Annotated in this window: 10 protein-coding genes and 1 pseudogene; 3 read left to right on the top strand and 8 right to left on the bottom strand. The window is 72.5% G+C overall.

Going from position 1 to position 12,034, the window contains the following annotated elements:
- Positions 1-122: 122 nt before the first annotated feature.
- Together G6R24_RS12610 and G6R24_RS12605 are read right to left on the bottom strand one after the other, a co-directional pair.
- Positions 123-1,682: a Wzz/FepE/Etk N-terminal domain-containing protein gene (locus G6R24_RS12610; RefSeq protein WP_163549443.1), complete on the bottom strand. Its 1,560-nt coding sequence runs from the start codon at positions 1,680-1,682 to the stop codon at positions 123-125.
- Positions 1,683-1,858: 176 nt separating this feature from the next.
- Positions 1,859-3,793 carry an MATE family efflux transporter gene (locus tag G6R24_RS12605; RefSeq protein WP_175084337.1) on the bottom strand — a complete coding sequence of 645 codons (1,935 nt, stop codon included), beginning with the start codon at positions 3,791-3,793 and terminating at the stop codon, positions 1,859-1,861.
- A 13-nt stretch (positions 3,794-3,806) separates the two neighbouring features.
- On the opposite strand from G6R24_RS12605, the gene G6R24_RS12600 reads away from it, so the two are divergent.
- Positions 3,807-4,220 carry a hypothetical protein gene (locus G6R24_RS12600; protein WP_163549442.1) on the top strand — a complete coding sequence of 138 codons (414 nt, stop codon included), beginning with the start codon at positions 3,807-3,809 and terminating at the stop codon, positions 4,218-4,220.
- Between the two features lie 420 nt (positions 4,221-4,640).
- Here G6R24_RS12600 and G6R24_RS12595 read toward each other — a convergent pair whose 3' ends face one another.
- From G6R24_RS12595 to G6R24_RS12570, 6 genes are all read right to left on the bottom strand, one after another.
- On the bottom strand, positions 4,641-5,897 hold the full coding sequence (locus G6R24_RS12595; protein WP_163549441.1) for a class I SAM-dependent methyltransferase: 1,257 nt from the start codon (positions 5,895-5,897) through the stop codon (positions 4,641-4,643).
- 187 nt (positions 5,898-6,084) lie between these two features.
- Positions 6,085-6,675 (bottom strand): dTDP-4-dehydrorhamnose 3,5-epimerase family protein, encoded by a 591-nt coding sequence (locus tag G6R24_RS12590; RefSeq protein ID WP_163549440.1) that lies wholly within the window; start codon positions 6,673-6,675, stop codon positions 6,085-6,087.
- Positions 6,672-7,715 carry an NAD-dependent epimerase/dehydratase family protein gene (locus G6R24_RS12585; RefSeq protein ID WP_163549439.1) on the bottom strand — a complete coding sequence of 348 codons (1,044 nt, stop codon included), beginning with the start codon at positions 7,713-7,715 and terminating at the stop codon, positions 6,672-6,674. Before G6R24_RS12585 ends, G6R24_RS12590 begins: the two co-directional genes overlap by 4 nt.
- Positions 7,716-7,884: 169 nt before the next feature.
- Positions 7,885-8,433, bottom strand: coding sequence for a serine O-acetyltransferase (locus G6R24_RS12580; RefSeq protein ID WP_225438458.1), 549 nt, complete (start codon positions 8,431-8,433; stop codon positions 7,885-7,887).
- Complete coding sequence (locus G6R24_RS12575) at positions 8,423-8,659, bottom strand: acyl carrier protein (RefSeq protein WP_163549437.1); 237 nt, start codon at positions 8,657-8,659, stop codon at positions 8,423-8,425. Before G6R24_RS12575 ends, G6R24_RS12580 begins: the two co-directional genes overlap by 11 nt.
- Positions 8,660-10,666, bottom strand: a complete 2,007-nt coding sequence (locus G6R24_RS12570) for an HAD-IIIC family phosphatase (protein WP_163549436.1) — start codon at positions 10,664-10,666, stop codon at positions 8,660-8,662.
- A gap of 285 nt (positions 10,667-10,951) precedes the next feature.
- Here G6R24_RS12570 and G6R24_RS12565 point away from each other — a divergent pair.
- Positions 10,952-11,704 (top strand): annotated as a pseudogene (locus G6R24_RS12565) (S8 family serine peptidase); the annotation flags it as partial.
- On the top strand, positions 11,628-12,034 hold a 407-nt coding region (locus G6R24_RS24520; protein ID WP_476727354.1), incomplete at its 3' end, for a S8 family serine peptidase. The pseudogene G6R24_RS12565 and the gene G6R24_RS24520, both read left to right, overlap by 77 nt.

Genomic DNA, 12,034 nt, shown 5'->3' with positions numbered 1-12,034 from the left:
GGGCTAGGCCCCCCACCACCACGCGAACGGCCCCGCGGCGCGTACGAGACGCGCAGCGGGGCCGTTCGTCGCTGGCTGGGAAACGTCCGCCTGGCTGGCGGGGTTGCCCGGCCTGGGGGTTGCTACCGGGCGGGACGGGCGTAGCGGTCGGTGGGCTCGGCGTCCATCGGGTTGCTGTTACGGCTGCTCGACGCGCCGTCGCTGACCGGTGAGCTCGACGTGATCGACTCGACCGAGGAGCGCCGGTCCGGCGTGTTGCCGGTGACGCGGCGGATGCCGGTGCGGCCGTCGTGGACGACCCCGACGACTCGCTCGGCGAGCGCCGGCCAGTCCCGCGGGACCTGCTCGAGTTCCTTGAGGTGCGTCTCCGGCGAGGTGATCACCACAACCGCGTCGGCCTGGATCGCGGACGCCGCCGTCATCGGCAGTTCGGCCAGCGCCGAGGTGACCAGGATGACCAGGTCGACGACCGGGGCCCGGTCGGCCAGGATCGGCGCGAGACCGCCGGGGCGGGCCGCCCGGGCCGGCGAGACCCGGTTGTACAGGATGTGACCGCGCCCGGTGCCTGACGAGCGGGCCAGGCAGGTCGGTTCGTGCGCCCAGCGGGGTAGCTCGGCGGAGGTCGCCCGCGGCAGCCCTTCCAGCGACGCCCGCACCTCCGAGGACGGGGACGTGTCCAGGATCAGCACCACGCCCTGGTCGTCGGACCAGGCCGCGGCGACCGATGACACCAGATCTGCGGTGAGGTCCCCGCGGGACGCCGGTGTGAACGCCACCACCTTGCTGGTCGGCGACATCACCGCCGACATCGCCGAGACCAGTGTCTCGGCCGCGCTCGCCGTGGTGCGCCCCGGCTCCAGCGCCGCGATCAGCGGCACGCCGAGCGCGTCGGAGGGGTTGTGCGGGTCAAGAATCGTCGGCCGCCGCTGGTACATGATCCACACGGCCAGCACCGAGAGCAGCAGACCCACGATCGCCGCGACCAGCGTGTTGCGCAGCAGACCTGACGCGCCCTGCCCGGCGGACACCGGCGGCTCCGCGAGCTTGATCGCCGCACTGCCGAGCGCCACGGTGGTCTGGGCCTTGGTGATCTCACCGCTGAGCCCCTGCAGCTGGGCGGTGAGGTCCCCGGATTCGGTGCCGGGGGTGGCCTGCGACGTCTGCAGCCCCTGCAGCTGGGTGGTCAGCTGCGTGCGCACCTTGAGCATTTCGGTGAGGGTCGTCTGGGTGCTGCTGATCAGCAGCTTGCCGTAGGCCGTCTCGGCCGCGGAGACTAGGTCGACCGCCGCCGCCTCGGAGGCACCCTCACCCTTGATGACGAAGAAGTAGCCGGCGTCCGACGGCGTGGTGCTCAGCCGGCCGGAGACGTCGCTCTCGCTGAGCTTCAGCGCCTTGGCGATCTCGGTGACGGCCGCGGAGGACTGGGCGAACTGCGCCTGGGTCTGGACGTAGCGGGTCACGTCGACGGAGCTCACGCCGAGCGAGTCCTGGTCCGTCGACAGGAAGACGCGGGCGCTGGCGGTGTACGAGGCTGTCTGCGCCTTGGAGTAGATCGCCGCGAGCGCCGCGAAGATGACCACCACGATGGCGATGATCAGCAGTCGCGGCTGAATGATTTTGAACAGCGACGGAGCTGACGGGGCCCGGCTGGTCTCGCCACTGGCCGGTGCGTTGCGGCTCATGACCCGCTCACCCCGATCTGGAGACGAGGGGCAGCCGCCCGCACGCGGATCGAAGCGCCGGCGGAACCCACCGGCAGCTCCGGCAGGACGTGAAGCGGACTCAATGTAGCCCCCCAGAGGAGCATCCGGCTGACTGCCGGACCCACGGTCGAGATCTGACGAACCGATTTGCGAGCTTAGCCGATAGCGGATAGTAAACGGTCATAGCTACAACTGACGCAATGCTGCCGTTCAGGACCCGGGGTGGCCACGCCCGGGCCTTCCCGCCCGCTGACCGGACCGGCCGGGCCGCGGGCCGTTCCCATCATCCACACGCGACCTGCCGCCCGGTGATTCGGCCGGCGACCGCGCGCCACCCCGACGCAACTCTTCCGGAACGTCGGATCTTCCGGAACGTCGGACTTACGAACTTTCGTCCGGGCACTTCCCTCGCCGTGCCGCCGGGCATTCGCCGCCCGCAGCGCGGCCTGCTCCACATCATGCTCGCGGCCGAGCCGGCGCAGCAGAACGAACCACACCGGGGCAAGTCCCCAGAAGGCGAGGTTGAATCCGACAACGGCGCCGCGCGCTTCGCCAACAAGCGCCCCCACGACCGGTAGACCCAGCAGGATCGGCGCGAAGGCGAGGTTGAGCCGAAATGTGATCTTGGTTTTGCCCAGCGCGTACACCATGCACGATGGTCCTACCGGCACCGCCGCCGCAAGATAGTGCAGAATCGACAGGCCCAGGATGCTCTTCACCCCGGGCCAGCTGTCCCCCAACAACGACTGCCCATAACGATCCGGCAGGAACAGGAAGATCAGGCTCCACACCGATCCGACCCCGAGCACCACCGCGGTCAGGGCATACGCGGCCCGCTCACGCGCCCGGACGTCCATCGACGTCCGCCGGGAGAACTCCGGCAGCGCGAAGCTCACCACACCGACACCGACCACCGTGATCGGCCCCAGCAGCGTCCGAGCTCCCTGTAGCGCACCGATCGTGGCCAACGACCCGAACGCGCCGATCAGCAGCATCGACGTCTGCAGCGCGCCCTGCACGGTCAGGAACTCCCCCGCCAGGTAGGTCGCGTCGGTCCGGTTCTCGGCGAACCAGCTGCCGGCGGCACCCGGGGAGGGCCAGAAACCCGCCTGGACTACCCCGAGCAGCGCCGCGACCAGTGCGGACGCCCCCCAGGCCAGCAGCAGCGGCGAGGCATCGGTGACCCCGCGGTGCATGAGCAGCCAGATCCCCAGCAGCTGCACGAACGCCCACGCGATGTCGTTGACGAACGCCGCGGACGCCCGACCTGTCGCGAAGAAGACATACCGCCAGGCGTCCTGCAGCAGCAGCCCGGGCAGCACGAGCCCCATCGCCGCCAGGGACGACCCCACCGCCCCGCCCACACCCAGGCCGATCACGGCGAGCACCGCTCCGACGCCGATACCGAACGTCAGCGACGCCCCCGTCATCGCGGAGGACGCCGAGCGTAGCGAGGCACGCGATCCGGCCGTGTAGAACATGCTCAGCGGCATGCAGGTCGCGTCGCGCGAGATGCCGATGATCAGGGCGAACAGTGTGTACGCGATGCCGAAGGCGCCGTACTCGATCCGGTCCACCTGGTGGGCGATGAGAAACGAGATGGCGGCGTTCGTCGCGCTGGAGACGGCCTGGTCGGCCAGCGTCCACAGCGCCTTCGACCGGGTGCTGCCGCCGGCCGCGCCGTCCTCGTGCTCCGCCGCCGGCTCGACGCCGTCCGCGGTCGCCAGTCCACGACGGCGCCCGGGGTCGGCCCCGGCGGTACCGGTGTCCGCCTCGTGTGTGCGACCGGAGCTGGACGGGCCCGCTCCCCGCAGGGCGTCCGGCCGGCCCGGGGTACGACCGCTGGGCCGGTTTCCGATGGGACGCCGCCCTCGGCGTGCGGGCGGGGCCGTCCCGCGGGACACCACCTGGGTGGCCTCGACGTCGGCCGGGCCGATCCGCAGCCGTGTGGTCGCCGGCGCGGGCTCGGGGACGCGGGCGAGGGCCGTGGTGTGCTCGGCCTGTTCCCGAACGGTTCGTTCCCGAACGACCTCCCGCTCGCGCGCGACGTGTTCGGCCCGCAGCCGCGCCTGCAGTGCGCTGAGATCCATCGTCGAGGTGATCGTGGCCGGCAGCGGCGCCGACCAGGAGGGCGCCGCCCCCGGCGGGGGCGTCCCGCGGGACGCGTCCCGCACCGGCCCACGCTGGCCCAACGCGGTCGTCGGCGGGGACTGCACCGACGAGGGGGGCTGTACCCGTGAGGGGGACCGTCCGGCCGCCGGCGCGGGTCTGGGCGCGGGCGTGCCCGCCGGCCTCGGTGGTGGTCCGGTGGCCGGGGGCGAGGGCGCCGGCGCGACGGCCGGCGACGGGGCCGCGGGCGGGGAGGAACCTGGCAGCGCCCACGCGGCCGGTGGGTCGGCCGGCGCGGACCGGCGCGGATCCGGGTTGGACGGCCCCGTCCGCCAGGCCACGGGGGCCGGCATCGGACGGGCGCCGGCCACGGGCGGCTGTCCGCCAGGACCGCTGGGCGGGCCCTGACCACCGGAGGTGCTCGGGCCGGTGACGGACCAGCTGGGACGGCGGGGTCCGGTCGGATCCCGGCCAACGGCAGGAATCCGACCCATCCGATGACCATCGCCGGGTGTGGGCCGGGGCCGGGTCTGCCGGGGCTGGGCGGGCCAGGACGATCCCGCGGGACCAGGTGCTGGGGGTGGCGGTTCGGCGCGGGGCGGGAGCACCGTGGAGACCTCGAAGCCCACGTACCCGGGGTCGTGGGGCCCCGGGTCGCGAGGGCCACGGTCGGGCCTGGGCGGCAGATCGCCCGGTTCGTCCGGATTCCAGCTGCCCACGTCGATGTCCGCCATGCTCACCCTTCCGGCCGGCGGAGATCCGCTGGCCGGAAGCCGGCTGACGACAGGAACAGCTGACGGCGACCCGACTCCACGATGTGGGTACCGCCTACAACACGACCGGACGGGGTACCGGGACGATGAACCGGCCACCGCGGGCGGCGTACTCCTCCTGCTGGGCCATGATCTCCTTCTTCACGTTCCAGGCGAGCAGCAACAGGTAGTCGGGCTGGCGTTCGAGCAGGGCCGCCGGGTCGAGGATCGGCAGCCGGGCGCCGGGAATGTAGCGGCCCTGCTTGTGGGTGTTGCGGTCCACCACGAAGTCGATCAGATCGGTGGTGATCCCGCTGGAGTTCAGCAGCGTCGCGCCCTTGGCGGCCGCGCCGTAGGCGGCGATCGTCCGGCCCTCGGCCCGCAGGCCGCGCAGCAGGGCGACGAGGTCCTGCTGGACGGCGCGGACGTCGTCACCGAAGGTGGCGTACCGGTCGAAGGTGGCCAGGCCCGCGTCGTGCTCGGCGCCGAGCACCGAGTCCACCGAGGCGGTGGGCTTCGCGGCGGCGGCGTGCTGCATGCTCCAGCGCAGGGTTCCGCCGTGCAGTTCGGCGAACTCCTCGACACCGACGAGCTCAAGGCCGTGCCGGCGCATCAGGGACTGCACCGCGATGGTCGAGAAGTAGCAGAAGTGCTCGTGGTAGACGGTGTCGAACTCGGTGTGCGCGAGCAGCGCGCCGACCCCGGGGTTCTCCACGTCGACCAGTCCGTCGTCGGCGAGCAGGATCCGGAAGCCCTCGACGAAGCTGTTCAGGTCGGGCACGTGCGCCATCACGTTGTTCGCGATGATCACATCGGCCTTCAGGCCCTCGGCGACGAGCCGCTGGGCGAGCTCCGCACCGAAGAACTCCTCCCGGGTCGGCACGCCGGCCGCACGGGCCGCGGCGGCGGGGCCGGGGGTCGGCTCGATGCCGAGCACCGGGATGCCCCGCTCGACGAACGCCTTCAGCAGGTAGCCGTCGTTGCTGGCCACCTCGACGACCAGGCTGTCCGGCCCGAGGTTGCGGCTGGCGATCAGGTCGATGACGTGCTTCTCCGAGTGGCGCACCAGCATGTCGGAGAACGACGAGAAGTACGGGTAGTCCGCGTCGAAGATCTCCAGCGCCGGCAGCTCGTGGGTGAGCTGCACCAGGGTGCACGCCTCGCAGAAGCCGACCTCGAGCGGGAAGGACGGGTCGGTGGCGTCAAGGCCGTCGGCGCGCACCAGACGGTTCGCGATCGGCGTGGACCCCAGCGAGAGGAACAGCCGTGGGGCGGGCCCACCGCAGGACCGGCAGGCGGTGACGGGTGTGGCGGCCGGAGTTCCGGATGACATGCGCTCCCCTTGCACAGATGAGGACGGACGGCTGGGCGGGCCGAACATGATGCCAGCGCGCGGTCGGGCGGGACCGCCAGAGCGCGCGGCGGGGTGTCGGCGCCATCGTCCCCGTCCGCGTTGATTTTCGCAGGTCCGTCGGAGGACGGGACAACGGGGGGCGACGGCGCCGACAACGTCGGCGGGATCAGGGGGCGGTGCGGGCGCCGACCGGCTCGGCGGGTGCGGCGGCGAGACCGCCGATGGGACCGTCCGGCAGCAGTGACCAGGCACGATCCTTGTCGGAGATGACCGACACGGGCAGCGGCCAGGCGATGGCCAGCCGCGGGTCGTCGAAGCGCAGGCCGCGATCGTGTCCCGGGGTGAAGGGGACGTTCATCTGGTAGGTCGCCTCGGTGGCGTCGACCAGGGTCTGGTAGCCGTGGGCGAGGCCGGCGGCGATGAACAGCGCCCGGTGGTTGTCGGCGGACAGTTCGACCGCGACATGGCGCAGGTGGGTCGGCGAGTCCGGCTGGACGTCGACCACGACGTCCAGCAGCGCCCCGCGGGTGACCCGCACGAGCTTGGTCTCGCGGACCGGCTCGTGCGCCCAGTGCAGGCCGCGGATGGTTCCGGCCGTGGCGTTGTACGCCACGCTGGCCTGGGCGACCTCGACGGTGAGCCCCGCGGCGGCGAACTCCCGCGCGCAGAACGTGCGGGCGAACATGCCGCGGGCGTCGGTGAACGGCTCGACGTCGACGATCCACACACCGTCGATCGCGGTCGGGGTGACGATCACGGGGCCGCCGTGGCGGGTGCCGCCCAGAACAGGTCGGCGTCGAGCTGGCCGGAGCCGATCAGGTACTGCAGCTGCTTGAGCCGGGTGTGTCCGCGGCCGGTGAAGGTCTCCGTGTCGAGCTGGATGCGGGTGAACACCTCGTGCAGCTGCTGGGCGCCGCGCAGCGCGTTCCAGTCGCAGGAGAACCCGGGCAGCGTCGTCGCGATCTTGTCGAAGGACACCCGGTAGCTGCGGTTGTCGCCACCGTTGTCGCCGAAGCTCAGCCGGCAGCCGGTGAAGACCGAGGCGACCGCGTCGGCGATCTCCTTGACCTGGTAGTTCTGCTCGCTGTCGCCGACGTTGAAGATCTGGTTGTGGATGACGTCGCGCGGCGCGGCGAGCACCAGGCGGATGGCCTTCGCGATGTCGAGTCCGTGCACCAGGGGCCGCCAGGGAGTGCCGTCCGAGGTCATCGCGATCTCGCCGGTGGTCCAGGCGACCCCGGCCAGGTTGTTGAGCACGATGTCGAACCGCTGCCGCGGTGACGCCCCGTAGGCGGTGGCGTTGCGCAGGAAGGTCGGTGAGAACGTGTCGTCGGCCAGCGGGGCCACGTCGCGTTCGACGTAGACCTTGCACTCGGCGTAGGGGGTCTGCGGGTCGACCGGGGAGGTCTCGGTGACGTCCGTGCCGGTGGCCACACCGTAGACGCTGCACGAGGACATGTAGACGAACCGCGAGACACCGGCCTGCCTGGCCAGGTTCGCCAGCCGCACCGACCCGACGTGGTTGACCTTGTAGGTGACGTCCGGGGCGAGCGCCCCGAGGGGGTCGTTGGACAGTTCGGCCATGTGCACGACGGCGTCGACACCCTCGAGGTCGGCGACGGTGAGATGGCGCAGGTCCTTGTCGAGGGTCAGCGGGGCCCGGTCGGTACCCCGGTAGAGCCAGCCGTACTTGTAGTAACCGGTGTCGACACCGATGACCTCATGGCCATCGCGCATCAGTTCGGGCGCGAGCAGGCACCCCAGGTACCCCTCCGTGCCGGTCACGAGCACCTTCATCCGCGAGTATCCCCATTTCGGCCGAGGCGCCGGGCCACCCGTTCGGGCCACCCGTTTCCGGGCTCAAACCGTACCGACTGGCTCGCGGACCCGAGGCGCCGACGTCCCGCGGACACTGCCCGCGACAGGTCGACCGCGGCGCTGTGACCGGCATCGGTCAGCGTGGAGGTCAGGTGGAGGCGGGGCGCATCACCCGGGCGGGCGCGGCGAACACGGTCGCGCCGGGTGGGATGTCGGTCATCACGATCGAGCCGGGACCGATCCTCGCGTCGTCGCCGATCGTGATCGCACCGATGAGGTGCACCGCGGGGCCGAGCTCGACCCGGGAGCCGACGTGCGGCACCTCGTCGGGTGCGGCCGAACCCCCGGCGTAGCCGATGGTCAGGTTGTGCCGGACCGTGCAGTCGTCACCGATCACGCAGTGCGGCGGGATCAGGATCGCCTGATGGTGGCCGATCAGCACCCGGCGTCCGAGCCGCGCGGAGTCGGGCAGCTCCACGCCGTACACATTGCGGATGACCAGGTTGTTCAGCGCCTTGTACAGCACCGTCGCCGCCGCGCCTACCGCCCCGCCGCGCGAGCGCCGCCACTGCCCGAACCGGTAGACGGCGAGCACGTGCAGACCGGGATGGGTCAGCGAGCGGTAGTGGCGGTGGTAGTCCTCCCGCAGGATCTCGCGCAGACCGAGCTCCGCGGCCGTCCGCGCGTCAGGCGGCATGGCGCAGCTCCTCGATGTGCTGGCGCAGATCACCCACGGACGCGAAGCTCGCGAGGCGGTCATCGGCGATCTGGATCGAGAACTGTCTCTCCACCGCGTAGATCAGGTTGATGTGCGCGAGGGAGTCCCAGCCCGCGACGTCGGCGGCGGTCATCGTGTCGGTCAGGACGAGGTCGTCGTCGGAGAAGATCTCGCGGAAGATCAGCTGAAGCTGATCCTGCACCATCTAGCCAAGCACCTCTTCCATCCTGTGGTCGGCGGTGACGACCCGGATCAGGTTCCGGGACGCGTACGGTTCGTCGACGCGACGACTCCACCAGGTCACCTCGGCGTCCCGTGGGACGTCGGCGTCGGCCGGGAGGACGCGGGTGAAGCCGAGACGCTCGTAGAGGCCGGCCACCAGGGCGTTCTTCGCCGAGGCCCGGTAGTGGCCGGCGACGCGGGCAAGGCCCCGGCGACGGGCCTCGGCGAGCAACAGCCCGGCCAGTTCGTCCTCGAGGGTCCGGCCGATCACCCGGCAGCTCATCAGCCAGGTGTCCACCGCCAGCGCGTCCCCGTCGACGACGGCGATCAGGACGGCCACCAGACCGTGGTCGGCGAAGCGGTCCGCGAGGCGCACGCAGATCGCGGCGGTGGTGGGTCGGGCGGCGAGCGCGGCCAGGTCGTCGGCGTCGCGGCGGCGGCCGGTGAGGTTGAACTGGTTCGTCCTGGCGACCAGTTGGGCCACCCGGGGCAGGGTGAGCTCGTCGAGGGCGACGACGGTCGCGGTCATCGCGAGGCCGCGGTGGAAGTCCTCGAGGGAACCCGCGGACTCCCGTACCGCGGCGAGACCGGCGGCGAGGTCGGCACGGGCCCGGTAGGTGGCCGTGCGGGTGGCGTCCTCGGCGGTCAGGGCGGTGGCCTCGAAGAACGGATAGTCGGCCAGGGCCCGCAGGTAGCCGTGCGGATCGGTGGGCAGGGCGATGACGTCGACCTCGCCGGCGAGCTGGCGGACCGCCTCGCGTTCGGCCGGGTTGTCATCGACGAACACCAGGGCGTCCAGGCCGAGTCCGAGGGTCGCGGCGATGCGGCGCAGCTGGGTCGGCTTGTCGTCCCAGCTGGCGCTGAACATCGCGATGTCGCTGAGGCGCAGCCGCATGCCCGGATGCCGCTCGAACGCCTCGCGCGCGTCGGCCTCGTTGTTCTTCGAGCAGATGGCGAGCACGACTCCCCGCCGGGACAGTTCCAGGGCGTAGTCCTGCACGGCGGCGAACGCCTCGCCGAGTGGACCCTCCCCGAGGGCCAGACCGGCCAGGCCGTCCTCGCCGAGCACCCCGCCCCACAGCGTGTTGTCCAGGTCGAGGACCAGGCACTTGCGGCTCGCGCCGAGCTGGGCGCCGATCACCGCGGCGGTGTGCCGGGCCAGCAGGGGGACGCAGTCCAGCGCGACGGCCTGCCTGGCCCGGTGCCAGTACCGCGGGTCGAACCAGGTGCGCCGCCCGACGCCGGCGGCGAGCCGGTCACAGTCGACCAGGCAGACCGCGTCCCCACCGCCGACCCCGACCGCCGAGGCGGCCCGGCCAAGCTCGGCGTTGACCCGAGCCAGCAGCTGGTGGCGCGCCCCCGCGGTGCGCAGGGCCAGGTGCCCGAGCGCGACCTCGGCCGGCAGCGCGAAGCCATGCTGGACGATCCGGGCGCCGCTACGGGCACGCACCGTGTCCCACAGCGACGTCCAGCGGGACACCTCGGCGGCGACGGCGCCCTCGGGATCGTCGGCGATCGCGGGCAGCGCGACGTCCCCGGCGTGCACGGCGAGCACCACCACGTCCGGCCTGAACTGGTACAGCCCGCTGGCCGGGTCGAGGATCTCCTGGCGGTACTGCCCGTAGCCGCCCTCGTAGGTCTCGATGGCCACCCCCGCCCGCGCCGCGGCCAGCGGGAGCAGCGCCGTGAGCTGGGACGTCGTGGAACTACCGACCGTGCGGGCCAGCGGCCGGGTTCGCGGCAGGCAGCGGCGCAGCACACCCGCGGCCGCGCTCCAGGCCGCGAGACCAGCACCGGCGTCCGCGGAGGCGTCGGCGTCGGTGAGCGCCAGCGCCCAGCGCACGGCGCCGTCCGGGTCGTCGGCCCGCTCGTGCGCGACCGCGAGCTCGCGGCACAGCTGGGCGGACGGCAGTTCGGTCGCGGCGGCCCGCGCGACCAGTGCGGCGAGCGGACCGGCCGGGGTGTCCGTGCCCGCTCCTGGTCGCGCCATCACGTCGGCCCCTCTCCGGATCCGGCCGACCCGCTGTCGGGTCCACCGATCGTGCTCATCACCCGCGGCCGCGGGCAGCCGCTCAGACTCTACCCTCACGTTAGAGTCGGTTTGCACCGCGCCCGCGGACCAGGCGAGTACGCGGGCTCTATCCGTTCCCTGACATTCGGCCGGAAGCGCTCGAACGCTGTGTCAAGCTGACGGGACGGCGGCAGTGCGCATCAGCCCGGACCGCCGGCCGTCGCCGCCGGACCACCGCGTGGCCCCGTCCGCAGGCAGGTCCGCATGCAGCAGGTCACCCGGCTTCCCCGTTCGCCCTCGGGCACAGCTGGGAAGCGCCAGGGCCCGCTGCTCGCCAGCATCCTGCTCACGGCGCTGCTCTGGGGATCGCTGACCTGGGCGGCGGCGCCGTCGGCCCAGGCGGCCACCCCCACCCCCACCACAACGCCGCGCCGCCCGGCCAGCGGCCCAGCCAGCGGCCCGCAGTGGTACCAGTCCGCGCTGGATCTCGACCGGGTGCAGCGGATCAGCCAGGGCGCCGGGGTCCTCGTGGCCGTCATCGACGGTGGGGTCGACGCGACCAGCCCGAAGCTGCGCGGGCAACTGGTCCGCGGCGCGGGCGTCGGCCCCGACGCCGCGGTGGACGGTTGGCGCGACGACGACCCGGACGGTCACGGCACCGCGATGGCGGGCCTCGTCGTCGGCCGGGTCGACGGCGGTCCGGCTCAGGTGCGGGGCATCGCACCGGCCGCCCGCGTCCTGCCGATCTCGACAGGTGCCGAGGCGGACTCGGCGGAGGTCGCCGTCGCCGTGCACCTGGCGGTCGATCTCGGTGCCACCATCATCAACCTGTCCCTGGGTTCCGCGGACGATCCGACCTCCGACGAGCGGGAGGCCGTGCGCTACGCCCTGGCCCACGACGTGATCGTGGTCGCCTCGGCCGGCAACGTCGAACCCGACGATCCGCCGGGCGACGCGGCGATCATCAACTCGCCGGCGAGCATCCCCGGCGTGGTCGCCGTCACCGGATCCACCGCGCACGGCGGCTTCTGGGACGGCTCCGCGCACGGCCCGCAGGCCGTCGTGGCCGCGCCGGCCCCGGGCATCCGCGCCCCCGTACCGACCTCCATCTCCGCGGACGGGCCTGGACACCGGCTCCGGCACGTCCAACTCGGCGGCGATCGTGTCGGGCGTCCTGGCCCTGCTGCGGTCCGCCTTCCCGGAGCTGACCGCGGCGAACGTGATCGAACGGCTGATCCGCACCGCACATGACGCCGGCCCACCCGGACGCGACGTCGAGTTCGGGTTCGGGATCATCGACCCGCTGGCCGCGCTGACCGCCGCCGTCCCACCCGTACGCACCAGTGC

The organism is Candidatus Frankia nodulisporulans, from assembly GCF_902806475.1.
GTDB classification, from domain to species: Bacteria; Actinomycetota; Actinomycetes; order Frankiales; family Frankiaceae; genus Frankia; species Frankia umida.
The sequence above is the reverse complement of the archived record's forward strand: the minus strand, read 5'-3'. Positions and strand labels throughout refer to the sequence as shown.